Genomic DNA, 24978 nt, shown 5'->3' with positions numbered 1-24978 from the left:
CATGACACAAGCAAGCCATAACGGAACAACACAGGGGGCGACCCCGGCCACCATCGCCCAGAGCGGACGGCAGCCGGCCTTCTCGATCGCGCGCGTGGGCAAGGATGGCGCGGTGGCCGAGCTCGCGCTCGACCGCCCGCCCGTCAACGCGCTCGACAGCGAGGACTGGTACGCGCTCGCCGCCGCGATCGACGCGCTCGGCCGCGACGAGAGCGTACGCGTGATCGTGCTGCGGGGCGTTGGCCGTGGCTTCTGCGCTGGCGTCGACATCAAGGAACTGTCCGCGCATCCCGAGCGCATCGTCGCGGTGAACGCGGGCAACTACGCTACGTTTCGCGCCGTGCACCGCAGCCCGAAGCCGGTGATCGCGGCGGTACACGGTTTCGTGCTGGGCGGCGGCATCGGCATCTGCGGCGCGGCCGATATCGTCGTGGCCTCGCAGTGCGCGCGCTTTGGCGTGCCCGAGATCGACCGCGGCGCGATGGGCGGCGGCGCGCATCTGCAAAGAATGTTCGGTGTGCAGAAGGTTCGCGCGATGTACTTTACCGGCGACATGGTGGGCGCCGACGAGGCATGGCGGCTGGGCGCGGTGGAGCGCGTCGTGCCGCGCGAGCAGTTGCGCGAGGCGGCACTCGAACTCGCGCAGCGCATTGCCGAAAAGAGCGGCACGATGCTCGCGCTCGCGAAGGAGGCGCTCAACGGCGTGGAAGACGGCGACCTCGAAAACAAGTACCGCTGGGAGCAGGGCTTCACGCTTCAGGCCTACATGTCGAACGATTCGACCGAGGCGCGCAGCGCCTTCGTGGAAAAGCGCGAGGCGAAATTCGAATCCGCACAACTCGCACAACCCGGCGAGGCCCGCGCATGAAGCTCGACTACACCCCGCAACAATGCGCGTTCCGGGAGGAAATCCGCACGTGGCTCGCCGGGCACGTGCCGCGCAAGCCGCTGCCGAGCTTCGACACCGAAGCGGGTTTCGCTGCGCATCGCGAGTGGGAGCGCACGCTGCATTCGGGCCGCTGGAGCATGGTCACCTGGCCGCGCGAGCTGGGCGGGCGCGGCTGCGACCTGATCGAGTGGTTGATCTTCGAAGAGGAATACTGGCGAGCCGATGCCCCCATGCGCGTGAACCAGAACGGCATCTTCCTGCTCGGCCCTACGCTGATGGACTTCGGCACCGACGAGCAGAAGGCGCGCTTCCTGCCCGCGATGGCCTCGGGCGAGCATGTGTGGGCGCAAGGCTGGTCCGAGCCGAACGCGGGTTCGGACATGGCGGCGATCCGCTCGAGCGCGTTCCGCGACGGCGAGGACTACGTGCTCAACGGCCAGAAGATCTGGTCGACGCGCGCGGTCTGGGCCGACTGGATGTTTGGCCTATTTCGCAGCGACTCGCAGTCCACGCGCCACCACGGCCTCACATTCCTGATGGTGCCGCTCAATGCGCCGGGCGTGACGGTGCGGCCGATCAAGCAGTTGAACGGGCAGACCGGTTTTGCCGAGATTTTCTTCGACGACGTGCGCGTGCCAGTGGCGAACCGCATCGCGGGCGAGGGCATGGGCTGGCACGTGGCGATGGCGACGGCGGGTTTCGAGCGCGGCCTGATGCTGCGTTCGCCCGCGCGCTTCCAGCGCACGGCCGAGTCGCTGCGCGAGTTGCTCCTGGCGCATCCCGAGGCGGCGCGGCGCGACCCGTCGCTGCGCCAGCGCGTGGCCGCGGCGTGGATGGACGCCCAGGCGTATGCGCTCTCCACCTACATGACGGCGAGCCGCTTGCAGAAGGGCGGGCATATTGGCCCGGAATCGAGCACCAACAAGGTGTTCTGGTCGGAACTGGATTTGCGGATGCACCAGACCGCGCTCGACATCCTCGGTTCGCGGGCGGAGGTGATGCCGCACGGCGACGAGGCTCACGCGCATCTGGGCAACTGGCTCGACGGTTTCCTGTTCGCACAGGCCGGTCCGATCTACGCGGGAACCAACGAAATCCAGCGCAACATCGTTGCCGAACGCATGCTGGGCATGCCGCGCGGGTAGCGAAAACAACGACGCAGCAGTTGGTCGCCGTATGGCATTCGATTCGGAATGCTGATGATATGGAGCCAGCTGAAAAGGAGACATATGGACTTTTCATTCGACGAAGACCAGGAAGCGCTGGCCGATTCCGCACGCCGCTTCCTGATGACCGAGCTCACGCCGGAACTGCTCCGCGAACTGTGGGAGACCGAAAGCGGACGCTCGGAGCGTCTCTGGGAGCAGTTGGCCGCGCAGGGCATAACCGCGGTGTCGGTGCCCGAAGAACACGGCGGCCTGGGCATGTCAGCTGCCGAATGGGCGCTGCTCGCGCAGACCTGGGGCTACTTCGGCGGCGCCGATACGCTCATGGACACCGCGTTCGTGACGGTGGCGATGCTCGCACGGCTCCCCGCGAGCGACTGGCGCGACACGCTGCTGGCGCAGATCGCAGCGGGCAATGCGCGGGTGGCGCTCGGGCATCCGGTGAATCCGCACGTGGCCGATGCGCACGTCGCTCACTTGCTGCTGTGCGAGCGCGACGGCGAACTGCACCGCGTGGCGCCCTCGGCCTGCACGCGCAAGGCTGTCCAGAGCGTGGATCCGTCGCGGCGCATCTTCGAGGTCCAATGGACGCCCGACGTGTCGTCGCCCCGCACCTCGACGCGCCTCGCGACGGCCGCAGAAACCGCGCCGATTCTCGACGCCGCGCTCGATCACGGCGCGTTCGCGGTAGCCGCGCAATTGCTCGGTCTCACCCAGCGCGTGCTCGACGCTGCCATCGACTACACCTCGCAGCGCAAGCAGTTCGGCAAGCCCATTGGCGGGTATCAGGCGGTCAAGCACCTGCTCGCCGATGTCGCGATTCGCTACGAGTTCGCGCGCCCCGTGGTCTATCGCGCGGCGTGCGCGCTCGCAACGGATGATCCGCAGCGCGCGCTCTATGTTTCGCACGCGAAACTCGCCGCGCTGGAAGCCGCGCAACTGGCCGCGCGCAACGCTATCCAGGTGCACGGCGCGATGGGCTACACGTGGGAGCTCGACCTGCAAATCTTCGTCAAGCGCATCTGGGCGCTCGCGGGCAACTGGGGCGATGCCACGTTCCATCGCGAGCGCGTCGCCAGCACGCTCATCGACGCGCGTACGCCCATCGGCCCCGCGCGCACCTTCGAACTGGAGTGACCATGAAACAAGCCTATATCGTCGACGCACTGCGCACGCCCACGGGGCGCCGCAAGGGCACGCTGGCGCCGGTGCATGCCGCCGACCTGGGCGGCTTCGTGCTGCAGGAAATCGTCAAGCGCAACCCCATTCCCGCCGAGGACTACGACGACGTCGTGTTCGGCTGCGTGGACACCATCGGCCCGCTCGCCGGCAATATCGCGCGCACCTGCTGGCTCGCCGCTGGCCTGCCGCTCACAGTTCCGGGCGTGACCGTGGACCGCCAGTGCGGCTCCTCGCAGCAGGCCGTGCACTTCGCGGCGCAGGCCATCATGAGCGGCACGCAGGACGTGGTGATCGCGGGCGGCGTGCAGACCATGACGCAAATCCCCATCTCTTCGGCGATGACGGCGGCGGTGCCGCTCGGCTTCACCGACCCGTTCTCGGGCAGCAAGGGCTGGCGCGCGCGCTTTGGCGATGCGCCGGTCTCGCAGTTCGATGCGGCCCAGCGCATTGCCGATCACTGGAACCTCTCGCGCGAAGCGATGGAGCGCTATGCGCTGGAAAGCCATCGCCGGGCGGTGGCCGCGATCGAGGGAAAGCGCTTCGAGCGCGAGGTCGTGCCGTGCTTCGGCCTCTCGCGCGACGAGACTCCGCGCCCGGACACCACGCTCGAAAAAATGGCCTTGCTCGAACCGCTGATGCCGGGCGGCTCGCTCACGGCGGCCGTGTCGAGCCAGACCTGCGACGCGGCGGCGGCGCTGCTGATCGTCTCGGAAGACGCGCTGCAACGCTACGGCCTCACGCCGCGCGCGCGCATCCATCACCTGAGCGTACTCGGCGACGACCCGCTCTGGATGCTGACCGCGCCCATTCCCGCCACGCGCCATGCGCTCAAGAAGGCGGGCCTCTCGATGAAGGACATCGACGCGGTGGAGATCAACGAGGCGTTTGCCTCGGTCGTGCTCGCATGGCTTGCCGAAACTGGCTACGACGCGGCGCGCACGAATCCGAACGGCGGCGCGATTGCGCTGGGGCATCCGCTGGGCGCAACGGGCGCGCGTCTCATGACGACGCTGCTGCACGAACTCGAATGCACCGGCGGTCGATACGGACTCCAGACGATGTGTGAGGGCGGCGGGCTCGCGAACGTGACTATTATCGAGCGCCTTTGAGCGCGGCGTGACAAGACTTAACGAGAGGTCAGGCATGGGAATCTGCAAGGAACGGACCGTGATCGTTACGGGCGCGGGCGGCGGGCTGGGGCGCGCGTATGCGCTGGCGCTGGCGGAGCAGGGCGCGGCGGTGGTGGTCAACGACGTGCGCGAAGACGCGGCGCGCGCCGTGTGCGAGGAGATTGCGCAGGCGGGCGGCCGCGCGCTCGCGAACGGCGACGACATCACGCGCATGGACACCGCGCAGCGCATCGTCGATGCCGCGCAGGAAGCCTTCGGCACGGTTCACGCGCTCGTGAACAACGCGGGCATTTGCCGCGACCGCATGTTCACGACCATGACCGAGGACGATTGGGATGCGGTCATGCGCGTGCATCTGCGCGGCCACTTCTGTCTCGCACACATTCTCGCGCGCGGCTGGCGCGATGCCGCGAAGGCGGGCACGCCGGTGGCGGCGCGCATCGTCAACACGAGTTCGGGCGCGGGGCTGCAAGGCTCGATCGGGCAATCCAACTATGGCGCGGCCAAGGCCGGCATTGCGGCGCTCACGCTGATGCAGGCCGCCGAGCTCCAGCGCTACGGCGTGTGCGTGAATGCGCTCGCGCCGGCGGCGCGCACGGCGATGACCGAAACGCTGTTCGCCGACGTGATGAAGAAGCCCGAGAACGGCGGCTTCGACGCCTTCGATCCGGCCAACGTCGCGCCGCTCGTGGTGTGGCTCGCGAGCGAGGTATCGGGCGCGGTGACCGGGCAGGTGTTCGAGGTCTCCGGCGGCATGATCGCCGTGGCGGAGGGCTGGCGCACGGGCCCGAGCGTGGACCGTGGCGCGCGCTGGCCCGCGCACGAAGTGGGCGCGGCGGTGGCGGCGCTGGTCGAGCAGGCACGGCCCGCGCAGCGCGTTTACGGAAGCTGACGCCATGGACCTCGTACTCACCGAAGAGCAGGTCATGATTCGCGATAGCGCGGCGGAGGTGCTCGCGCAGCAGAGCGCATCCGCCGACGTGCGCCGCGCGATCGAGCGCCATGCGGGCTACGATGCCGTGCTCTGGCAGACCGTGGCGGCGGAGCTCGGCTGGTGCGGCCTGAGCGTGCCGGAGCACGCCGGCGGCGCGGGACTGGGCGCCACGGAGCTCGTGCTGCTATTGGAGCAGCTTGGGGCAAGGCTCGCCTGCGTGCCGTATTTCGGCACGGCGGTGCTGGCGGCACAGGCGCTGGCGCGTTGCAGCGGTGAATCAAACGAAGCCGATGCGGATGAAGGCTCCGAGGAAGCCGTGCGCTGGCTCGCGCGCATCGCTGCGGGCGAGACGCGCGCGGCGCTGGCGATCGGAGCGCCATTCGACGACGCGGGCGAGCGCGTGGCATCGGGTGTCGAAGCGCATGAAACGCCCGAGGGCTTCCGCCTGAGCGGCACGCTCGCTGCCGTGCTGGATGGCGTGATGGCCGACCTGCTGCTCGTGCCCGCGCGCCTGGCCGATGGCAACAGTAGCGGCGAAATCGCGCTGTTCGCGGTCGAAACGGCACAAACGGGTGTGGCGCGCACGCCGCTCGCGACGCTCGATACCACGCGCGCCATCGCAGGCATCGCACTGGACAACGTGCGGGTCGCGCCGGCGGCGTGCCTCGCGCGCAGTGTGGTGGCGCGGCGCGCGCTCACGGAAACGGCATGGCTTGCGGCGCTTGCGCTCGCGGCCGAGCAGTTGGGCGGCGCGCAGCAATGTCTCGACCTCACGCTGGCCTACACGGCGGAGCGCGTGCAGTTCGGGCGCGCCATCGCTTCGTTCCAGGCGGTCAAGCACCGCTGCGCCGAAATGCTCGTGGCGGTGGAGGCGGCGCGCTCCGTAGTGTTCGGCGCGGCAGCCGCCTGGGATGCCGCGCAAGGCGTGCCTACGGCTGCGCAATACGCCGATATCGCGGTGGCCAAGGCGAGCGCGAACGACGCGTTCCGCTTCTGCGCCCAGGAAGCCATCCAGCTGCACGGCGGAGTGGGGTTTACCTGGGAGTACGATCCACAGCTTTATTTCAAGCGCGCACAGGCTTCCGGTGCGCTGTTCGGCTCGACGTCGCAACTCTATGGCTGGCTCGCGGGTCACGTGATCGACGGTGCGAGCAGCCATGCCGTGGCCGAACACACGAGCGCAGCGGTGCTTGCAGGAGCGAACGCATGAACGCACGCATTGATCGAGACTTCAGGGCGGATTTCAACGCTCACCTCAACGCGCACCTCAACGAACAGGGCGGCAACCGCGAAGCGCGCTTGCGCGCCGGGATTGCCGCCTGGATGGAGGCGCACCTCACGGGCGAATTCGCCTGCCTGCGCTACCGTGGCGGCCCCGGCGACGAGGACGCATTCCCGGAACTGCGCAAGGCGTGGGAGCGCGAGCTTGCGGAGGGCGGCTGGACTGGCCTCGGCTGGCCCGTCGAAGCAGGCGGGCGCGGCTGGAGCATTGCCGGCCAGGTGATCTTCCACGAGGAATACGCACGTGCGGGCGGCCCGGGCCGCATGGGCCATATCGGCGAAGGGCTGCTCGGCCCCACGCTGATCGCCTGCGGCAACGCCGACCAGCGCGCGCGCTTCCTGCCCGGCATCCTCGCGGGCTCGCAGTTCTGGTGCCAGGGCTATTCGGAGCCCGGCGCGGGCTCGGACCTCGCGAACGTGCGCACGCGCGCCGAGTGCCAGGCCGATGGCGCGTGGCGCATCGACGGCCAGAAAGTCTGGACCTCGCTCGCGCACGACTCCGAATGGATCTTCGTGCTCGCGCGCAGCGACCCGCAATCGCGCGGCAACAAGGGCCTCTCGTTCTTCCTCGTGCCGCTCGACCAGCCCGGCGTCGAGATCCGTCCGATCCGGCAGATGAACGGCGGTGCGGAATTCAACGAGGTGTTCTTCGATGGCGCCCGCGCCGAAGCCGCCGATCTCGTGGGCGAGCCCGGTGACGGCTGGCGCATCGCGATGACGCTGCTCGCCTTCGAGCGCGGCATCTCCACGCTCGGCCAGCAGATGCAGTTCATCCGCGAGCTCGACTGGGTGATCGACGCCGCGCGCGAGGCGGGCGTGGCCCACGATCCCGCCATTCGCGCGCGCATCGCGAAGGCGTGGGCCGGGCTGCGCACGATGCGCTACAACGCGCTGCGCATGCTCGCAGGCGCGGGCGAAGGCGCGGCGGCTGCCGGTGCGCCCGCCGCCGGTACGCTCGACAAGTCCTCACTCATCTACAAGTACTACTGGTCGAACTGGCACCGCGATCTGGGCCAGCTTGCGATGGACGTGCTCGGCGAGCGCGCGAACCTCGTCGATGCGAACGACGCGAAGCGCAGCCGTCTGCAGGGCGTGTTCCTGTTCTCGCGCGCCGACACCATCTACGCCGGCACCAACGAAATCCAGCTCAACATCATGGCCGAGCGCGGGCTCGGCATGCCGAAAGAACCCAGAGGTCAAGCATGAACCACGCTCCACAAGGTCTGTCCATCGCGCCGCCCTATGTGGCCGGTCATCAACTGCTCGCGGGCAAGTCGGTGCTCATCACCGCCGCCGCCGGTGCCGGCATCGGCTTCGCGGCGGCCCGGCGCAGCGCGGAAGAAGGCTGCCGCGCGCTGTTCATCTCCGATATCCACGAAAAGCGCCTCACCGAAGCGCTCGCCAGGCTGCGCGACGAAACCGGTCTGGAAGCGGTCTACGGCAGCCTCTGCGACGTCTCCAACGAGGAGCAGGTGAGAGCGCTGGTGGCCGAAGCCGAGGACAAAACCGGCGGCGTGGACGTGCTCGTGAACAACGCGGGTCTCGGCGGCTCGTGCCGTCTAGTCGATATGGACGATGCGCAATGGTCGCGCGTGCTCGACATTAGCCTTACCGGCACGTTCCGCATGATGCGCGCGATGTTGCCCCACATGCAGGCGCGCGGGCGCGGCACGATCGTCAACAACGCGTCGGTGCTGGGCTGGCGGGCGCAGGCGGAGCAGGCGCATTACGCGGCCGCCAAGGCCGGCGTGATGGCGCTCACGCGTTGCGCGGCGCTGGAGGCCGCGCCGCACGGGGTGCGCATCAACGCGGTGGCGCCGAGCATTGCGTTGCACGATTTTCTGAAGAAGTCGGCTCCGGCCGAACTGCTCGAACAACTGGCCTCGCGCGAAGCATTCGGGCGCGCAGCCGAAGTCTGGGAGGTGGCAAACGTGATGGTGTTCCTCGCAAGCGACTACGCGTCGTATATGACCGGCGAAGTGCTCTCGGTAAGCAGCCAGCACGCATGATGAGCACGCTCGACGTTTCCGCCGAAGCCACGCCCGTGCGCGTGTTCGCGCAGCCGGGCGAGCTGCTCGATGCCGTGGGCGAGCGCCTCGGCGCGAGCCCCTGGTTCGACATCGACCAGGCGCGCATCAACCAGTTCGCCGACGCCACGCTCGACCATCAGTGGGTCCATGTGGACCCCGCGCGCGCCGCAAGCGGTCCATTCGGCGGCTGCATCGCGCACGGCTATCTCACGCTCTCGCTCGTCAACCATTTCCTGCCGGAAATCTTGCGCATCGACGGCGCGCGCATGGGCGTGAACTACGGCTGCGAGCGCGTGCGCTTTCCGGCGCCGGTGCGCGTGGGCGCACGCGTGCGCGGCGTGGGCGAGCTGTTGCGCGCCGAAGCGCTGGAAGGCGGCGTGCAGGCATGGATTCGCGTGAGCGTGGAGATCGAGGGCGAGGCCAAGCCAGGCTGCGTGGTCGACACCATCAGCCGCTATTACTTCTGACTCCGTATTTATCCGATTCGAAACAGGAATGCATTCGATGAACGAAGCCGTGATTGTCTCCGTGGCGCGCACCCCCATCGGCAAGGCCTACCGGGGTGTTTTCAATGATACCGAAGCGCCCTCGCTGGGCGGCCACGTGGTGCGCGCGGCGGTTGAGCGCGCGGGCCTCGAAGGCCGCGAGATCGACGACGTCATCGTGGGCTGCGCCGCGCAGCAGGGCACCCAGGGCTACAACATCGGCCGTCTTTCGGCGATTGCCGCCGGGCTGCCCGCGAGCGTCCCGGGCATGGCGCTCGACCGCATGTGCTCGTCGGGGCTCATGTCGATCGCGGTGGCCTCGCGCAGCATCGCATGCGGTGACGCCGATATCGTGGTGGCGGGCGGCGTGGAGTCGATCACGCTCACGCAGAACCGCCACAAGAACAGCTACCGCGCGCGCGCCGAGAGCGTGCTCGCGCAACAGCCCGCCGCCTATATGGCGATGATCGAGACGGCGGAGGTGGTGTCGCGCCGCTACGGCATCAGCCGCGCCGATCAGGACGCCTACTCGCTCGTGAGCCAGCAGCGCACGGCGGCGGCGCAGGCGGCAGGGCGCTTCGACGCCGAGATCGTGCCGCTCGACGTGCGCCGCGCGCTGTTCGACAAGGAGGGCAATGTCACCGGCCACGAGAACGTGCGCGCCGAACGCGACGAATGCAACCGCGCCGAAACCAGCGCCGATAGCCTCGCCGCACTCAAGCCGGTGTGGAGCGGCGGCGAGGCGGTGGCGCAGGGCGAATTCATTACCGCCGGCAATGCCTCGCAGCTTTCGGACGGCGCGGCGGCGGTCGTGGTGATGAGCGCGCAAAGCGCGCGCGCACGCGGCCTCACGCCGCTGGGCACGTTTCGCGGCCTCGCGGTGGCCGGCTGCGAAGCCGACGAGATGGGCATCGGACCGGTCTTCGCGGTGCCGCGCCTGCTGGAGCGCCACAAGCTCACGGTCAGCGACATCGGCCTGTGGGAGCTCAACGAGGCCTTCGCGTGCCAGGCCATCTACTGCCGCGACAAGTTAGGCATCCCGATGGACCGCCTGAACGTGAACGGCGGCGCGGTTGCGCTCGGCCATCCGTTCGGCATGTCGGGCGCGCGCATGACGATGCACGCGCTCATCGAGGCGAAGCGGCGCGGCGCGCGGCTCGCCGTGGTGACGATGTGCATCGGCGGCGGCATGGGCGCGGCGGCGCTGTTCGAAATCGCGGCGTAGACCGCGCGAGCAGGCACTACAAGCAGGACCCGCAGTCACACAAAGCAGCAGTAGCAAAAAAACGCACTACCTGGAGGAGACACTCCGTGAAAACTACGCTTCCCGGCCTGCTGATGTCGGCGGCGGTGCTGGGTGCGGCGCTCTTTGCGTTCGCGCCGCGCCCCTTGCCCGCATTCCCTGCCAGCACCATCGCGGCCAATCATCTGCAGATCAACGGCCTCGCGCAGGCCGGCTCGCGCGCCGTTGCTGTGGGCGAGCGCGGCGTGATCCTGCTCAGCGACGACGCGGGCGCAAGCTGGCGGCGCGCCACCGCGGATTACAAAGAGGCGTCCACGTTGACCCAGGTGTTCTTCGTATCGCCGCGCACCGGCATTGCTGTGGGCCACGACGGCGTGATCCTGCGCACCGTGGACGGCGGCGAACACTGGCAGCAGACTCACTTCGATCACCGCCACTCCGACCCGCTGCTCGCGATCTGGGGGCAGCCGAACGGGCCGCTCTTCGTAGCGGGAAGCTTCGGTCAACTCCTCGTGTCGCACGACGAGGGCGCAACGTGGAGCGTCGAGAAGACCCCGGCCGAAGACCGCCATCTGAACGCGATCGCGGGCGACGGCAAGGGGCGCATCGTGATCGCGGGCGAGACCGGCACGCTGCTGGTGTCCAACGACAACGGCGCGACCTGGGACAAGCGTTCGTCGCCCTATGCGGGGTCGCTGTTCGGCGTGCTGCCGCTCGCCGATGGCGCATGGCTCGCCTACGGCATGCGCGGCAACGTGCTGCGTTCGACCGACGGCGCGCAGACGTGGACGCATGTCGACAGCGGCGTGGGCGTCTCGTACTTCGGCGCGGCGCAGTTGAATGGCGGCCGGCTCGTGCTGGTCGGGCAGGGCGGCGCCATCGTTACCTCCGACGACGCGGGCGAGCATTACGCAGTGCGCAAGGTGGGCGGCGTGCAAAGCCTGGCCGCCGTGCTGGACGACGGGCAGGGCCGCCTGCTGGTGGCCGGCGAGCCAGGCGTGATGCGCTGGACGCTGCCCGCGCAGACCGTGCCCGCGCCGCGCGATATCGCTAATGGCAAGAACGCGGCCAACGCGTCGAAGCTCGCGGGCTCCGAAGCCCCCAACGGCGCATCGCCCAGCCCACCTGCGGCCGCCCAGGCCAACGCGCCTTCCTGAACTCGCGGCGCCGTGAATTCTCTTCGCTGCTCCCGTTGCGCTGGTTCGCAGTGCAAACCGCTGTGCCATTCGTTGTGAGACGCACTATGACCGCCTCTACCCGCTCCACCGCGCTCGCGCGCTTCGTCGACCGCTGTGCCGGCGCCATCATGCGCCACCGCCTCGTGCTGCTCGCAGTGTGCCTCGCGCTGACCGCCGCCTTCGGCGTGTCGGCCACGCGTCTGCGGCTCGACCCGGGCTTCAACAAGATGATCCCGATGGAACACCCGTACATGCAGGTGTTCAACCGCTATGCCAGCGCATTCCCCGGCGCGAACACCGTGCTCGTGAGCCTGCGCTGGAAGGGACAGGGCGACATCTATAACGAGCAGTTCATGGACGAACTGCGCCACGCCACCGACGACGTGTTCTTCATCCCCGGCGTGAACCGCTCGCGCGTGTTCTCGCTCTTCACGCCGAACGTGCGCTACACGGAAGTGACCGAAGCGGGCTTTCGCGGCGACGTGGTGGTGCCCGGCCAGTTCAGCAGCGCCAACCCTGAGGATCTCGCGAAGGTGCGCCGCAACGTGGCGCGCTCGGGCCAGATCGGCCGGCTCGTGAGCAACGACCTCAAGGCCGCGCTGATTCGCGCAGAACTGCGCGAGACCGATCCCACCACCGGCAAGCGGCTCGACTATGGCTCGGTGGCGAAGCAACTCGAACAGATTCGCGCGCGCTACGCCAATCGGAATGTCGAAGTGGACATTATCGGCTTTGCCAAGCTCGTGGGCGACGTGGAGTCGGGCATCGCGGGCGTGATGGTGTTCTTCGGCATCGCCTTCGCGGTGACCGCCGTGCTGCTGCTCGCCTACACCCGCTCGCTCAAGACCACGGCGCTCGCGCTGTGCGTCGCGCTGCTGCCGGTTGTCTGGCTGCTGGGCGCGCTGCCGATGCTCGGTCTTGGCATCGACCCGATGTCGATCCTCGTGCCGTTCCTGATTTTCTCGATCGGCGTCTCGCACGCGGTGCAGATGACCAATGCGTGGAAGCAGGCGTTGGCCACGGGTCTTTCATCGGTCGACGCCGCGCGCGACGCGTTCCGAAAGCTGTTCGTGCCGGGCACCGTGGCGCTGCTCACGAATGCGCTGGGCTTCATGGTCATCATGCGCATCCAGATCGACATCGTACGCGAACTGGGCATTACCGCCTGCCTCGGCGTGCTGCTGATGATCGTCACGAACAAGGTGTTCCTGCCGATCCTGCTTTCGTACACGCAGCTGGAGCGCAGCGCGCTTGCGCGTGCGCAGCGCGGCGCGGCACATGCACAGAGCGGCGGCTGGGCGCGCTTCGGCGTGTTCGCAAGGCCACTGCCCGCGCTGGGCGTGTTCGCGGCGGCGCTCGTGCTGCTCGCGTTCGGCACACAAGCCTCGCGCGGCCTGCAGATTGGCGACATCGGCTCGGGCGCGCCCGAACTGCGCGCGAACTCGCGCTACAACATGGATAACGCGCGCATCACGAGCCAGTACAACATTGGTGTCGATGCGCTCGCCGTGATCGTGGCGACCCAGGGCTACGACGACGCCTGCCTCCATTACCCGGTCATGAGCGCCATCGAGCGCTTCGAGATGCAGATGCGCGGCGTGGCCGGCGTGCAGTCGGTGGTGAGCGTGCCGTCGCTCGCGAAGGTGTCGATTGCCGCGTTCAACGAAGGCAACCCGCGCTGGGCCTCGCTGCCGCGCTCGGCTGATGGCCTCACGCAGGGTTCGAGCGCGTTCGACCCCGATAGCGGCATGAACACGGAGAACTGCCAGGCGATTCAGGTGCTCATCTACACCGACAACCACGAGGGCAGCACGATCGCGCACATCGTCGACGAGATCAAGCGCTTCGCGGCCGAGGACCAGACCAGGGGCGTGGCCTTCCACCTCGCGGGCGGCAACGTGGGCGTGATGGCGGCCACCAATGAGGCCGTGGCCGACGCCGAGATCGCCATGCTGCTTTCGATCTTCGGCGCTATCGCGCTGCTGTGCCTCGTGACCTTCCGCTCGTGGCGGGCGGTGCTGTGCGTGATCGTGCCGCTCACGATCGTCTCGATCCTCTGCAATGCGGTGATGGCGAAGCTCGGCATCGGCCTGAAGGTGGCGACGCTGCCGGTGATTACGCTGGGCGTGGGCGTGGGTGTCGATTACGGCATCTATCTCTACGAGCGCCTGCAACACGAAGTGCGCGCGGGCGCGAGCCTGCCAGAGGCATTCGGCGAGGCGATGCGCCAGCGCGGCACCGCAGCCCTCTTCACGGCGGCCACGATGTTCATCGGCGTGGGCACGTGGGCAGGTTCCGCGCTCAAGTTCCAGGTGGACATGGGCGTACTGCTCGCGTTCATGTTCCTCGTGAACCTGTTCGGCGCGGTGTTCCTGCTGCCCGCGCTCGCCGCCTGGCTGGGCGTGGAGCGCGCGGAGCGGCGCGTGGGCGAGCGTGCCGCGAACGCCGCCACCGCAACGAGCGCCGAGGCCGCAGCCCTTCACGCGAGCGTGAAAGAACCCGCGCATGCACGCCCCTGAAGCCATTCATCAACATCACTGAATAACGTGAAGCACGCGCCGCGCGGAAAAAACGTGCGGCGTCCACTCAAGGAAGGAGAACCCTATGTCCGCACGTCCGTACAAGATCGAAGCGCAGCCGCTCGTGCAGCGCTATGCCCGTGGCTGGCACTGCCTCGGGCTCGCGAACGACTATCGGGACGGCAGGCCGCATACGCTCAACGTGTTCGGCAAGCGGCTGGCCGCATTCGCCGATTCTACGGGCCAGATTCGCGTGGTGGACGGCTATTGCCCGCACATGGGCGCGGACCTCTCGACCGGCCGCGTGGAAGGCGACACGCTCGTGTGTCCGTTCCACGGCTGGCAATGGGATGGCGATGGTCAATGCCAGTCCATTCCCTATTGCAAGCGCATTCCGCCCAAGGCAAAGATCGGCGCGTGGCGAACCTGCGAGCAGAACAAGCTGCTGTTCGTCTGGCACGATCCCGAAGGCGGCGAGCCGCCCGAGAGCGTGGCGATCCCGCCCATCGCCGCGTGCGAATCGGACGAGTGGTCCGACTGGGTCGTGGACAAGATGGTGATCGGCACGAACTGCCGCGAACTGGTGGACAACATTTCCGACATGGCGCATTTCGCGACCGTGCACGGCGCGCCGGTGGACTACTTCGCGAATCTGTTCGAAGATCACAAGGCCACGCAATTGCTGGTGGGCCGCAGCGCGCGGCTCGGCGACGACGAACTGATCGCGCTCTCCACCTATTTCGGCCCGGCATATCACATCACGGAGATGTCGGGAACCAGCGGCGGTCACCCGATCAACTCGATCCTGCTGAACTGCCACGTGCCCATCGACATGAACAGCTTTGAGCTGCGCTATGGCGTGATGGTCAAGAAAATTCCGGGTCTCCCGGAAGAACAGAACATGGAAATTGCGCGCGCCTATGTGGCCCAGGCGCAGGCGGCGTTCTATGAAGACGTGGCGATCTGGGACAGCAAGACCCGCATCGACAATCCGCTGCTCTGCGAAGGCGATGGTCCGCTCTATCAGATGCGCGACTGGTACAACCAGTTTTACCTCGATGCCGCCGACGTGCGGCCCGCGACCCGCGCACGCAAGGTCTTCGAGATCAAGGTGGACGAGGGCGGTTCGGTGCCGCCGCTGCATCACGTGTTCGAAAGCCGGGCATAGAAAAAATGTGCTGGAAAGCAGGGGCGCGGCCCGAACAGCCGCGCCCGATTCGTTTAATGCGCGTTGAACACGAGGATGCCGCCAAACGGGAAGTTGGTTGCGCCGGGTTGGAACGGCACGTAGACCTGATTGGTTGCGCCATCCACGGCCACCGAGTGCACGCCGTTGCCGACCGGAACCTGCGCAATGAGCTTGCGGCTCGCTCCGTCGATTACGCCGAGCAGCGGCGTATATCCCGAGTCGGCCGCCGTGCCGTTCGCCGTTTCGTGCCGGGCGGGCAGGAAGTAGCGGTTCGACACCGAATCGTAGGCCACCTGATCGACACCGCCGAAGGGTACCGTGGCGAGCGTCGAGCCCGTGGTGCGGTCGAGGATCAGCGAGCCCAGCTTCTGGCCCGCTGGCTGATCGCAGCCCACCAGCATGTCGTTGTTCGGGCCGAGCGCGAGCCCGGTCGGCGAGCAGTTGCCAAGCGGATAAACGCTCGACACGGCTGGCGTGCCGGCCACTACCGAAGCCGCCGGAATCACATCGACTTCGCCTTCGGGGTTTGCCGGCGTACCGTCGTTGTTGATCAGGAAGCTCTTCGTTTTGGGATCATACGCGCAGGCCTCGAGACCCGACGAGGTCGTGAACGTCAGCTTCGACATGACGGTGCGGGTCTTGTTCGAAATGAAGGTCGTGAACGGCGGCGTGTCGCCGGGGCTCGCGAACATCACGATGTCGTCATCGGGGTCGTAGCAGCCTTCGTCCACGCGCTCGCCCGCGTCGCTCACCGCAATCGTGCCCACCACCTGCTGCGCCGCCGTATCGATAACCTTGACGTTGTTCACGTCGCCCGCGTACAGCGTGCTGGTGCCGGGAATGCCGACGAGGCCGTCGGGGCCAGAGGTATCGGTGGTTTTGCCGATGCCAGTGAAGCCGCCCTTGATTTGCGCGACGAGCGTATTGGTGTGCGTATCGACGACATCCACGGAGGAATTGTTGCGGTCTGCCAGGTAGTACTTGCCGGAGTCGACGTAGCTGATGTCGAAGCTGAACGCCGGGTTGGTCGAATTGGGCACTTTGATCGTCGCCTGCTCTGCGGGCGCGGCAACGGTGCTGGCCGAGCTGCCATTGTTGCTGCTGCCGCCGCACGCCGCCAGGCCCACTGACAAGGCGAGCGCAATTGCGGACCGGAATCGTCCTTGCATGTCATCCTCCATTTCTGTTTGCGTGTCGAAATTGGTGATCGCTCTATATGCAAACATTAAATTAGAGCGCGGCATGCATGAAAGCAGATTTCATTGCCGGATCAAAGAAGGCGGCGCAGCAATCCGTAAAAGATGTTTTATTTCAATGTGTTGATGATGGGTGCTGGAATGGTATTTTCAGTCGATCCTTTTTTGATTAATTTGAGAAGGATTTGCAAACGGTGCGGCTAATGAAAGCATTGTATTTAAATTGAAAACATAATCTGGCTATTTATTCTTTTAATTTTTCAATTTTTAAAAAATGAGTTAATTGATTCTTTTAATTCATGACTAACAAAACGGCGAGCGTGCCGGCGCAGTGGTTTCATCGATATCCGATCGGCTCGTGCGGATGCGCGTTCCTCAAATCTTCGAGGAAGGCCTGCACGATGGGGTCGTGGCTGCTGCGCTTCTGGGTGACCATGTGAAACGTCACTTCATAGGCGAGCTTCGCGGGATTGAGCGCCGCGAGCCGCCCGCTGCGCACGAGCGGCGCCGCGAACTGCTGCGGCAGGTAGCCCAGATGGTAGCCCGAGAGAATCAGGAGCGACACCGCCTCCATGTTGTCGGCCTGCGCGGTGACCTTGTTCGCGCTCGTCGAATGTTGCGCCTCTGGCGTCGGGTAAGTGCGCCAGACCCATTCGTGATGGGCGGCCTCGGAAGGCGAGAGCTTGCCTGCGCGCTCGAACAGCGGATGGCCGCGCCCGCAATAAGCGATCTGCCGCTCGATAAAGAGCGGCGTGTATTCGAGCGTGGGCACGCGATGCCAGAAATAGCCCACGGCGATCTGAATGTCGCCATTGAGCAGTTGCTCTTCGAGCTCGCCCGGCGATTTCACGGAGATCGAGAAGCGGACCGCTTCGTCGCGCTGCTTGAACGAGGCGATGGCCTCGCTGATGCGCGCGTTCTCGCCGATCGGCGCGTGGCCGATCAGGCCGATTGCCAGCGTGCCGACCAGCTTGCGGTCGAGGTGCCGCGCCTTGAGGGCGAATTCCTCGGCGGCGGCGAGCAGCGTGATGGCCAGCTCGTACATGCGCTCGCCTTTTTCGGTCAGCCGAAAGCCGCTGCGGCCGCGCTCGCACAGCCGGTAGCCGAGGCGCGTCTCGAGCGTCGAGAGTTGCGCGCTGATGGTGGGCTGGCTCACGTTGAGCGTCGTTTGCGCGACGCTCACGCCGCCGGCTTCCACCACGGCCACAAAAACGCGCAGCAGACGCAGGTCGAGGTCGGTCAGGTTGCCGAGCATGGCTTCTCCGGGGAATTCTTCGATACATAGCATTTTATCAATGTGAACAGTGGGGAATCGTTATTTATCTTTGTTTGACGGATGCTTGAAACTGCGCCTGTAGCCGATTCGCATGATCCGGCAGAATCAATGAGAACGTGGAGCGCAGATATGTCTGAACAATATTTCCAGCCCCTCGGGGGCAATGTCATGCCGCGCTGCGGCGGTATCGCGACGATGATGCGCCTGCCGCAGGTAGAGAACGCCAAGGGTCTCGACGCCTGCTTCGTGGGCGTGCCGTTCGATCTGGGCACCTCGAACCGCACGGGCGCGCGCTTCGGTCCGCGCCAGGTCCGCACCGAGTCGGTGCTGCTGCGCCCCTATAACATGGCGACGCGTGCGGCGCCGTTCGACTCGCTGCAAGTGGCCGACATCGGCGACGTGGCGATCAATCCCTACAACCTCGCCGATTCGATCACGCGCATCGAACACGCGTACGACGCCATTCTCGAACACGACTGCCGGCCGATCACGCTCGGCGGCGACCACACCATCACGTTGCCGATCCTGCGCGCGATCCATCGCAAGCATGGCCCCGTGGGCCTGATTCACGTGGACGCGCATGCGGACGTGAACGACACGATGTTCGGCGAGAAGATCGCCCACGGCACGCCGTTTCGCCGCGCCGTCGAAGAAGGGCTGCTGGATTGCAACCGTGTGGTGCAGATCGGTCTGCGCGGCACGGGCTACGAGGCCGAGGACTTCGACTGGTGCCGTCAGCAAGGCTTCCGCGTCGTGCAGGCCGAGGAATGCTGGAACCAGTCGCTCGCGCCGCTGATGGAAGAAGTGCGCGCGCGCGTGCAGGGCGGCCCGGTCTACCTGAGCTTCGATATCGACGGCATCGACCCGGCCTACGCGCCAGGCACCGGCACGCCCGAAATCGCGGGCCTGACCGTGCCGCAGGCGCTCGAAATCATTCGCGGCACCTGGGGCATCGACATTGTGGGCGCGGACCTCGTGGAAGTCGCGCCGCCGTATGACCCGTTTGGCACCACGGCGCTTTTGGGCGCGAATCTCGCGTTCGAAATGCTTTGCGTGCTGCCGGGCGTGAAGCGCCGCGCGTGAGCGGGCAGCAGGGAAGCCGCAGCGAGACAGAAGCGAAGCAGAAGCGAAGCAGCAGAAGAGCAGAATCATCAGGAGACTTGTTGTATGACAGCACACGAGCATGCCGGGTACGCGGCGACCGGGGACGAGGGCATCGAGATCGAAAGCCATTCGATCGACTACATCCCCGAAAGCGAACGCCACGCGAAACTCAGTAGCCAGGGGCCGTTCTGGTTCCTTGGCAACTTCCACTTCTTCACGATCTCGATCGGCTTCGTGGGCCCGAGCATGGGGCTCTCGGCTGGCTGGACCACGCTTGGCGGCGCGCTCGGCATCATGTTCGGCACCATCTTCATGGCGTTTCACGGCTCGCAGGGGCCGGAAATGGGTCTGCCGCAGATGATCCAGTCGCGCGCGCAGTTCGGCTATCGCGGCGTGGCGCTCGCGCTGCTCGCGACGCTTTTCGTGTTCGTGGGCTTTAACGTCGTCAATGTTTCGCTGATCATGAGCGGGCTGAAAGAGGTGTTCGGGCTGAGCCCGGCGCTGGTGGCGGTGGTCGCGGCGGTTGCGGGCGGGCTGCTCGCGGTCTTCGGGCACGACGTCATGCACAAGGCGTTCAAATGGGCGCTGATCGCGACGCTGCCGCTCTATGCGCTCGTGACGCTGGCGCTGCTGTTTGGCGTGGGCAAGGGCGGTGCCAGCGCGGCGAGTGCTGCAAGCGCGGTGGGCGCGGCTAGCGCGCATGCGGGCTTCAACTGGGTGGCGTTCATCACGCAGTTCGCCATCGGCGCGAGCTACAACATCTCGTATGCGCCGTACGTGTCCGACTACTCGCGCTATCTGCCGAAGCACACGAGCCGAGCGAAGCTGGTCTCGGCGATTTTCCTGGGCGCGTCGCTCTCGGGCGCGTGGATGATTGGCCTGGGCGCGTGGCTCGCGCAGCAACTGCGGGCAACGGATGCGCTCGTCGCGCTCAACCAGGTGGGTGCGAAGCTGTTCCCGGGCTGCGGCGCGATCCTCGTGGTGGTGTCGGTGGCGGGCTTCCTGCCCATCATCGCGCTGAACACCTATAGCGCGATGCTCACGCTCCTGACCGGCGTGGACTCGTTCCGCAAGATCCAGCCCACGCGCCGCGCGCGCGTTGGCGCGGTGCTCGCGATCAGCGCGATCGTGCTCGTGTGCACGCTCTCGATTCCGGGCAACGGCGTGGCGCTGCTCAACACGTTCCTCGTGCTGATGCTGTATTTCCTCGTGCCCTGGACCGCGGTGAATCTGGTCGACTATTTCTTCGTGCGCAAGGGCCGCTACGCGATCACGCACTTCTTTACGCCGAACGGTATTTACGGCGCGTGGCAGGCGCGCGGGATTGCAGCGTACCTGGTGGGCTTCGCGGCGATGATCCCGTTCTTCTCCATCGTCGACAACGAGTCGGGCAAGGAGATTTTCGTGGGTTACTTCGCGCACCAGATGAGCGGCATCGATCTGGCCTGGCTCGTCGGTCTGATCGTTGCGGGAGCAACCTATTACGTGCTCAGCCGCTCGCTCGACCTCGCAGCCGAGGAGAAAGTGATCCGCACGATCGGCGAACGTGACATCCTGGCGATGGCGCGTCAGTTGGCGGAGCATTGATCGTTCGAAGCCGGCTTTTGCGCGAACCCTGAAGGAACCGCGGTGATATGCTCGCCGCGTTTTTTTATGTGCGCCCGGCATGGGCGCATTCCAAACGGCATCGCGGCGACCCCGCCACCAAAAAAGCGGAATAATTGTTGCATGGGCGGTCGACAGTGGTGCTAAAAAACGCGCACCGTTCAATTCCGGCGCGCGTTTCGTGGCGGAGCTGCAATGCAGCCCGATAAAGGAACGACTCAAGACTCGTCAGTCAAGCCGCCACAGCCAAACGCCGCGCACGCGCCATGTTGATCGCCGTATCTTCGATCATGTCCTCCTGCCCCCCCACGAGGCGCTGGCGGCCCAACTCGACGAGGATGTCACGGGCAGGCACGCCGTACTTCGCCTCGGCGCGCTTCGCGAACAACAGGAACGACGAATAAACGCCGGCATAACCGAGCGTAAGCGCGTCGCGGTCCACGCGGATGGGCGTGTCCATGATCGGCAGAACGAGGTCTTCGGCCACGTCGGAGATCGCGAACACGTCCACGCCGGTCTTGATGCCCATGCGCTCGCACACGGCCGCGAACACTTCCATGGGCGTATTGCCTGCACCCGCGCCCAGCCCGGCCGCTGCGGCGTCGATGCGGCGCGCGCCAGCCTCGATGGCCGCGAGCGAGTTCGCAATGCCCATGGCGAGATTGTGGTGGCCGTGAAAGCCCAGTTCGGTCCCGGGGCGCAGTGCGTCGCGCACGGGCTTGAGCCGTGCGGTCACATCGTGCGGGAGCATGTAGCCCGCGGAGTCGGTGACGTAGATGCAGTTCGCGCCATATGATTCCATCAGCTTCGCCTGCTCGACCAGCAGTTCTGGCGGGGCCATGTGCGCCATCATCAGGAATCCTACCGTGTCCATGCCGAGCTCGCGCGCGAGGCCGATATGCTGGCCGGAAACGTCGGCTTCCGTGCAGTGCGTGGCCACACGGATCGTGTTTACGCCAAGCGAATACGCCATGCGCAGATGGTCGACGGTGCCGATGCCGGGCAGCAGCAGCGCCGAAACTTTTGCCTGCTTCAGTTCGCCGATCACGGCTTCGAGGTAGGCTTCGTCGCTATGCGCGGGAAAGCCGTAGTTGACCGATTCGCCGCCCAGGCCGTCGCCGTGCGTGACTTCGATAAGCGGCACGCCCGCGGCGTCGAGTCCGCGTGCGATGCTGCGCATCTGGTCCAGCGAGATCTGGTGGCGCTTCGGGTGCATGCCGTCGCGCAGCGTCATGTCGTGCACGGTGATGTGCGTGCCCGCGAGCGGGTGCAGGGGGGCTGCGTTGCTTGCTGCGTTGGTGGTTTGCATCGTGATTCCCATCGTGTCGGTTTCAGGCGGTCGTGGCGGCGAGCATCTGCTCGGCGAACACTTCGCCGGTGCGGGCGGCGGCGGCCGTCATGATGTCGAGGTTGCCGGCGTAGCGCGGCAGGTAATCGCCCAGGCCCGCCACTTCCATGAATACGGAAACGCGCTTGCCGTCGAATACCGGACCGTTCTTGAGCGTGTAGCCCGGCACGTAGCGGCGCACTTCTTCCACCATCTTGTGCACCGAGGCGGTGATGGCTTCGACGTTGGGTTCATCCTCGGTGAGGCAGTGGATCGTGTCGCGCATGATGAGTGGCGGCTCGGCCGGATTGATCACGATAATCGCCTTGCCGCGCTTCGCGCCGCCGACCATTTCGATCGCGCGCGCCGTGGTGCGCGTGAATTCGTCGATGTTCTTGCGCGTGCCGGGGCCGACTGAGCGCGAGGACACCGTCGCGACGATCTCGCCGTAGGCTACGGGCTGCACGCGCGCGACCGCGTGCACGATGGGGATGGTGGCCTGGCCGCCGCAAGTGACCATGTTGACATTGAGCGTGTCGCCCAGGCGCTCGCCCAGATTCACGGGCGGCACGCAGAACGGACCGATGGCGGCGGGCGTGAGGTCGATCACGCGCACGCCGCGTGCGGTCAGTTTGTCGGAGTGCTCGCGGTGCGCGTAGGCCGAGGTCGCGTCGAAGGCGATGCGGATCCCATCGGCTTCCAGGTGATGCAGCAGACCGTCGATGCCTTCGGACGTTGTCTTCAGGCCCAGTGCCTGGGCGCGCGCGAGTCCCTCGGAGGTCGGGTCGACGCCGACCATCCAGACCGGTTCGAGCACGGCGCTGCGGCGCAGCTTGTAGAGCAGATCGGTGCCGATGTTGCCGGGGCCGATCAGCGCGCATTGAATTTTGCTCATGGATTTTTCCTTGTTCATGGGGTCTTCAAAGCAATTCGGATTCCGGATGATTGACGCTTCGTTCAAACGAAGCACACCTCGCAGCCGCCAATGCCTTCGATACGCATCGAGAGCCGGTCGCCCGCACCCACCGGAATCAGCGCGGCCAGCGCGCCCGAGAGCACGACTTCTCCCGCGAGCAGCGGCATGCCGAGTTCGCCGAGCGTGTTGGCGAGCCAGGCCACGGCGTCGGCGGGGTGGCCGAGCGCGGCCGCGCCCACGCCAACGCCTGCGTTGACGCCGTTTTTCTCGATGCGCATGCGGCACGCGTCGAGCTCGACGTCATGCGGTGCAACGCGTTCGGAGCCGAGCACGTAGACGCCGCTCGAGGCGTTATCGGCCACGGTGTCGCCGATGCGGATTGCCCAGTCGCGGATGCGCGAATCGACGATCTCGAAGCACGCGCCCACGGCTTCGGTTGCTTCGAGCACCGCTGCGCGGTCGACGCCCGGGCCGCGCAGATCTCGGCGCAGGTAGAACGCGATCTCGCCTTCGGCGCGCGGCTGGATCAGCGTGTTGGCGGGAATCGCCGCACCGCTTGCGTACTGCATGTCGGAGAGCAGCATGCCGAAGTCGGGCTGGCGCACGTCGAGCATGTCCTGCACGGCCTTGCTGGTTACGCCGATCTTCTTGCCGACCACGGCAGCGCCCGCTGCCATGCGGCGCGCGATGTAGTGCTGCTGGATGCGGTAAGCGTCGGCGAGCGCGAGTTCGGGCAGGCGCGAGGTGAGCGGCGCGATCGGCATGCGTTCGAGCCAGGCCTCATAAAGCGCGTCGCCTGACGCGGCGTGTTGGGCAGGGGTCATGTCGGTGGCGTTCATCGTGAATGAGGAAAAAAAGCCCGCATACGCTCAGGCATGGGCTTGAGGCATGCGGGCAAGCTCGCGAAAGGAACGCGTCAGACGCCGTCGCCGCGGATCGCGTCCGGCGAGTAGTAGGCTTCGTTCGTCTGCGTGGTGGGCGTCAGGACCGGCATTGGCTCCTGGTTCGACAAGCGGTCGGCGTAATAGGCGCCCGAGATCAGGTCGTGATAGAACACCGAGGTCGAATAGAAGGTCTTGGCGTCGAAGGCGTAGACCGTGGGCGCGAAGTTGGTGCGCCACAAGGTGCCGCGCGCGTCATAGTTGTCGGCGGCCACGGCAGCCCAGGTGTCCTCGTCCAGATAGATCACGCGCTTGGCGTACTGGTGGCGGAAGCCCGGTTTCAGCGTGGCCTGGAGCACCCATACGCGATGCAACTCGAAGCGCATGTACTGCATGTCTTCATGGCCCTTCGTGAGTAGCGCCGCGTACTTGACCGACGGATCCATCAGCTTGTAGTTGTCGTACGGTACGTAGACTTCGCGCTTGCCGACGATCTTCCAGTCGTAGCGCTCGCCCGAGCCGTTGAAGAGACGGTCGTCGTCTACGGTGCGGAAGCCGCCCGGCCCCTGGGGCTGGTCGAAGCCGAACTCCGGCGACTGGCGCACGCGCCGCGTGCCCGGGTTATAGGTCCATGTGCGGCGAGTGTCCGAGCCGGTCTGGTCCCACATTTCGTAACCCGTAATGATGGTGCCGCGGTCGGAAAGCGGCAGTGCAACGGTCATGCGGAAGAAGCTCATGCCGTTGAGATTGCTTTTGGGATCGTATGGCTCGCCTGCGCGCGGGCCATAGATCGAATACTTCACCTTGCCCCATGCGATATTGCCGTCCGGGTAGACCACGGCCTGGTCGTAGGTCGCGTTCTCCGACTCGATCATCGAGGAGAAGCGCAGATTCCACATGGCCTCCACGCCGTTCTTCGGCACCGGGAAGGGCGCCCCGGGCGGGAAGTCCTTCAGGCCGTTCTGGTCCTTCGTCATCGTGGTGTTGGGCGCGTATTCCTTGATCGCCTTGTACGTGGACTCGGGCGCGCCGAAGTCGCGGTGACTCGGGTAGACGGTGATCTTGAACGTATCCGGGTACTTCCTGAAGAGCGCCTTTTCGCCGTCGGTGAGTCGCGCTGCGTACTGATCCATGTTTTGCGCAGTGATCGTGAAGAGCGGCTTGTCGCTTGCGTACGGGTCGGGGTAGCGCTCGCCCGGCTTGTAGTTCACGCTCGACGGCGCGCCGACCCACTTGCCTGTCCAGGCCGGGATCGTGCCGTCCGCGTTGCCGGCGCGCTCGGCGCCGAACGGCGTGAGCGTGGTATCGAGCTTGGCGATGTCTTCGGCGCTCGTCTTCGCGAACGAGCCGGTGGCAAGCGCGACGCCTGCGGCGATGGCGCAGGCTTGCATGGCGTAGTGAAAAGTGCGACTCATATCCATTCCTCTTGCAGTAAAGATACGGCTGG

Annotated in this window: 21 protein-coding genes; 15 read left to right on the top strand and 6 right to left on the bottom strand. The window is 66.2% G+C overall.

Annotated features, from left to right (window positions below):
- The first annotated feature begins 1 nt into the window (after position 1).
- The 13 genes from P5W98_RS30120 (at position 2) to P5W98_RS30060 (ending at position 15205) form a co-directional block, all read left to right on the top strand.
- Positions 2 to 868 carry an enoyl-CoA hydratase family protein gene (locus P5W98_RS30120; RefSeq protein ID WP_421028107.1) on the top strand — a complete coding sequence of 289 codons (867 nt, stop codon included), beginning with the start codon at positions 2 to 4 and terminating at the stop codon, positions 866 to 868.
- Complete coding sequence (locus P5W98_RS30115) at positions 865 to 2034, top strand: acyl-CoA dehydrogenase family protein (RefSeq protein WP_421028106.1); 1170 nt, start codon at positions 865 to 867, stop codon at positions 2032 to 2034. Before P5W98_RS30120 ends, P5W98_RS30115 begins: the two co-directional genes overlap by 4 nt.
- An 84-nt stretch (positions 2035 to 2118) precedes the next feature.
- Positions 2119 to 3192, top strand: coding sequence for an acyl-CoA dehydrogenase family protein (locus tag P5W98_RS30110; RefSeq protein ID WP_421028105.1), 1074 nt, complete (start codon positions 2119 to 2121; stop codon positions 3190 to 3192).
- A gap of 2 nt (positions 3193 to 3194) precedes the next feature.
- Positions 3195 to 4346 (top strand): acetyl-CoA C-acetyltransferase, encoded by a 1152-nt coding sequence (locus P5W98_RS30105; protein WP_421028104.1) that lies wholly within the window; start codon positions 3195 to 3197, stop codon positions 4344 to 4346.
- Positions 4347 to 4380: 34 nt separating this feature from the next.
- Positions 4381 to 5259: an SDR family oxidoreductase gene (locus P5W98_RS30100; RefSeq protein ID WP_421028103.1), complete on the top strand. Its 879-nt coding sequence runs from the start codon at positions 4381 to 4383 to the stop codon at positions 5257 to 5259.
- A 4-nt stretch (positions 5260 to 5263) separates the two neighbouring features.
- Positions 5264 to 6511, top strand: a complete 1248-nt coding sequence (locus tag P5W98_RS30095; RefSeq protein ID WP_421028102.1) for an acyl-CoA dehydrogenase family protein — start codon at positions 5264 to 5266, stop codon at positions 6509 to 6511.
- A gap of 113 nt (positions 6512 to 6624) precedes the next feature.
- A complete protein-coding gene (locus tag P5W98_RS30090; protein WP_421028754.1) occupies positions 6625 to 7788 on the top strand; it encodes an acyl-CoA dehydrogenase family protein in 1164 nt (387 codons plus the stop codon).
- Positions 7785 to 8591, top strand: a complete 807-nt coding sequence (locus P5W98_RS30085; RefSeq protein WP_421028101.1) for an SDR family oxidoreductase — start codon at positions 7785 to 7787, stop codon at positions 8589 to 8591. Before P5W98_RS30090 ends, P5W98_RS30085 begins: the two co-directional genes overlap by 4 nt.
- Positions 8588 to 9079 (top strand): MaoC family dehydratase, encoded by a 492-nt coding sequence (locus P5W98_RS30080; protein WP_421028100.1) that lies wholly within the window; start codon positions 8588 to 8590, stop codon positions 9077 to 9079. Before P5W98_RS30085 ends, P5W98_RS30080 begins: the two co-directional genes overlap by 4 nt.
- A 37-nt stretch (positions 9080 to 9116) precedes the next feature.
- Positions 9117 to 10322 (top strand): acetyl-CoA C-acyltransferase, encoded by a 1206-nt coding sequence (locus tag P5W98_RS30075; protein ID WP_421028099.1) that lies wholly within the window; start codon positions 9117 to 9119, stop codon positions 10320 to 10322.
- Between the two features lie 86 nt (positions 10323 to 10408).
- Positions 10409 to 11497 (top strand): WD40/YVTN/BNR-like repeat-containing protein, encoded by a 1089-nt coding sequence (locus P5W98_RS30070; protein ID WP_421028098.1) that lies wholly within the window; start codon positions 10409 to 10411, stop codon positions 11495 to 11497.
- Positions 11498 to 11583: 86 nt separating this feature from the next.
- The gene (locus P5W98_RS30065) at positions 11584 to 14037 is read left to right on the top strand and encodes an efflux RND transporter permease subunit (RefSeq protein WP_421028097.1); all 2454 of its coding nucleotides are present in this window, start codon (positions 11584 to 11586) and stop codon (positions 14035 to 14037) included.
- 85 nt (positions 14038 to 14122) lie between these two features.
- On the top strand, positions 14123 to 15205 hold the full coding sequence (locus P5W98_RS30060) for a Rieske 2Fe-2S domain-containing protein (RefSeq protein WP_421028096.1): 1083 nt from the start codon (positions 14123 to 14125) through the stop codon (positions 15203 to 15205).
- Between the two features lie 53 nt (positions 15206 to 15258).
- Here P5W98_RS30060 and P5W98_RS30055 read toward each other — a convergent pair whose 3' ends face one another.
- Positions 15259 to 16395 (bottom strand): YncE family protein, encoded by a 1137-nt coding sequence (locus P5W98_RS30055; RefSeq protein WP_421028095.1) that lies wholly within the window; start codon positions 16393 to 16395, stop codon positions 15259 to 15261.
- Between the two features lie 364 nt (positions 16396 to 16759).
- On the bottom strand, positions 16760 to 17677 hold the full coding sequence (locus P5W98_RS30050) for a LysR family transcriptional regulator (RefSeq protein WP_421028094.1): 918 nt from the start codon (positions 17675 to 17677) through the stop codon (positions 16760 to 16762).
- A 150-nt stretch (positions 17678 to 17827) separates the two neighbouring features.
- Between P5W98_RS30050 and speB the strand changes: the two genes are divergently transcribed.
- Together speB and P5W98_RS30040 are read left to right on the top strand one after the other, a co-directional pair.
- Entirely contained in the window at positions 17828 to 18781 is a 954-nt protein-coding gene (gene speB, locus P5W98_RS30045) for an agmatinase (protein ID WP_421028093.1), read from the top strand.
- An 84-nt stretch (positions 18782 to 18865) separates the two neighbouring features.
- Entirely contained in the window at positions 18866 to 20389 is a 1524-nt protein-coding gene (locus P5W98_RS30040) for a purine-cytosine permease family protein (protein WP_421028092.1), read from the top strand.
- A 250-nt stretch (positions 20390 to 20639) separates the two neighbouring features.
- Here P5W98_RS30040 and dmpG read toward each other — a convergent pair whose 3' ends face one another.
- From dmpG to P5W98_RS30020, 4 genes are all read right to left on the bottom strand, one after another.
- Complete coding sequence (dmpG, locus tag P5W98_RS30035; RefSeq protein WP_421028091.1) at positions 20640 to 21716, bottom strand: 4-hydroxy-2-oxovalerate aldolase; 1077 nt, start codon at positions 21714 to 21716, stop codon at positions 20640 to 20642.
- Positions 21717 to 21738: 22 nt separating this feature from the next.
- A complete protein-coding gene (locus tag P5W98_RS30030) occupies positions 21739 to 22629 on the bottom strand; it encodes an acetaldehyde dehydrogenase (acetylating) (RefSeq protein ID WP_421028090.1) in 891 nt (296 codons plus the stop codon).
- Positions 22630 to 22691: 62 nt separating this feature from the next.
- Complete coding sequence (locus P5W98_RS30025; RefSeq protein ID WP_421028089.1) at positions 22692 to 23474, bottom strand: fumarylacetoacetate hydrolase family protein; 783 nt, start codon at positions 23472 to 23474, stop codon at positions 22692 to 22694.
- A 92-nt stretch (positions 23475 to 23566) separates the two neighbouring features.
- Positions 23567 to 24946 carry a DUF1329 domain-containing protein gene (locus P5W98_RS30020; RefSeq protein ID WP_421028088.1) on the bottom strand — a complete coding sequence of 460 codons (1380 nt, stop codon included), beginning with the start codon at positions 24944 to 24946 and terminating at the stop codon, positions 23567 to 23569.
- Positions 24947 to 24978 lie beyond the last annotated feature (32 nt).

Source organism: Paraburkholderia sp. A1BS-2L, from assembly GCF_051125205.1.
Lineage (GTDB): Bacteria > Pseudomonadota > Gammaproteobacteria > Burkholderiales > Burkholderiaceae > Paraburkholderia.
Note: the sequence above shows the minus strand (reverse complement) of the source record. Positions and strands in the feature narration are given on the sequence as shown.

Excerpts from the sequence above, each read along its gene's own strand:
- P5W98_RS30080 (WP_421028100.1), top strand. The coding sequence starts at position 8,588 with ATGATGAGCACGCTCGACGTTTCCGCCGAAGCCACGCCCGTGCGCGTG.
- P5W98_RS30060 (WP_421028096.1), top strand. The coding sequence starts at position 14,123 with ATGTCCGCACGTCCGTACAAGATCGAAGCGCAGCCGCTCGTGCAGCGC.
- P5W98_RS30095 (WP_421028102.1), top strand. The coding sequence starts at position 5,264 with ATGGACCTCGTACTCACCGAAGAGCAGGTCATGATTCGCGATAGCGCG.
- P5W98_RS30040 (WP_421028092.1), top strand. The coding sequence starts at position 18,866 with ATGACAGCACACGAGCATGCCGGGTACGCGGCGACCGGGGACGAGGGC.
- P5W98_RS30100 (WP_421028103.1), top strand. The coding sequence starts at position 4,381 with ATGGGAATCTGCAAGGAACGGACCGTGATCGTTACGGGCGCGGGCGGC.
- P5W98_RS30020 (WP_421028088.1), bottom strand. The coding sequence starts at position 24,946 with ATGAGTCGCACTTTTCACTACGCCATGCAAGCCTGCGCCATCGCCGCA.
- P5W98_RS30055 (WP_421028095.1), bottom strand. The coding sequence starts at position 16,395 with ATGCAAGGACGATTCCGGTCCGCAATTGCGCTCGCCTTGTCAGTGGGC.
- P5W98_RS30075 (WP_421028099.1), top strand. The coding sequence starts at position 9,117 with ATGAACGAAGCCGTGATTGTCTCCGTGGCGCGCACCCCCATCGGCAAG.
- P5W98_RS30090 (WP_421028754.1), top strand. The coding sequence starts at position 6,625 with ATGGAGGCGCACCTCACGGGCGAATTCGCCTGCCTGCGCTACCGTGGC.
- P5W98_RS30065 (WP_421028097.1), top strand. The coding sequence starts at position 11,584 with ATGACCGCCTCTACCCGCTCCACCGCGCTCGCGCGCTTCGTCGACCGC.
- P5W98_RS30120 (WP_421028107.1), top strand. The coding sequence starts at position 2 with ATGACACAAGCAAGCCATAACGGAACAACACAGGGGGCGACCCCGGCC.
- P5W98_RS30050 (WP_421028094.1), bottom strand. The coding sequence starts at position 17,677 with ATGCTCGGCAACCTGACCGACCTCGACCTGCGTCTGCTGCGCGTTTTT.
- dmpG (WP_421028091.1), bottom strand. The coding sequence starts at position 21,716 with ATGCAAACCACCAACGCAGCAAGCAACGCAGCCCCCCTGCACCCGCTC.
- P5W98_RS30030 (WP_421028090.1), bottom strand. The coding sequence starts at position 22,629 with ATGAGCAAAATTCAATGCGCGCTGATCGGCCCCGGCAACATCGGCACC.
- P5W98_RS30085 (WP_421028101.1), top strand. The coding sequence starts at position 7,785 with ATGAACCACGCTCCACAAGGTCTGTCCATCGCGCCGCCCTATGTGGCC.
- P5W98_RS30025 (WP_421028089.1), bottom strand. The coding sequence starts at position 23,474 with ATGACCCCTGCCCAACACGCCGCGTCAGGCGACGCGCTTTATGAGGCC.
- P5W98_RS30115 (WP_421028106.1), top strand. The coding sequence starts at position 865 with ATGAAGCTCGACTACACCCCGCAACAATGCGCGTTCCGGGAGGAAATC.
- P5W98_RS30110 (WP_421028105.1), top strand. The coding sequence starts at position 2,119 with ATGGACTTTTCATTCGACGAAGACCAGGAAGCGCTGGCCGATTCCGCA.
- P5W98_RS30105 (WP_421028104.1), top strand. The coding sequence starts at position 3,195 with ATGAAACAAGCCTATATCGTCGACGCACTGCGCACGCCCACGGGGCGC.
- speB (WP_421028093.1), top strand. The coding sequence starts at position 17,828 with ATGTCTGAACAATATTTCCAGCCCCTCGGGGGCAATGTCATGCCGCGC.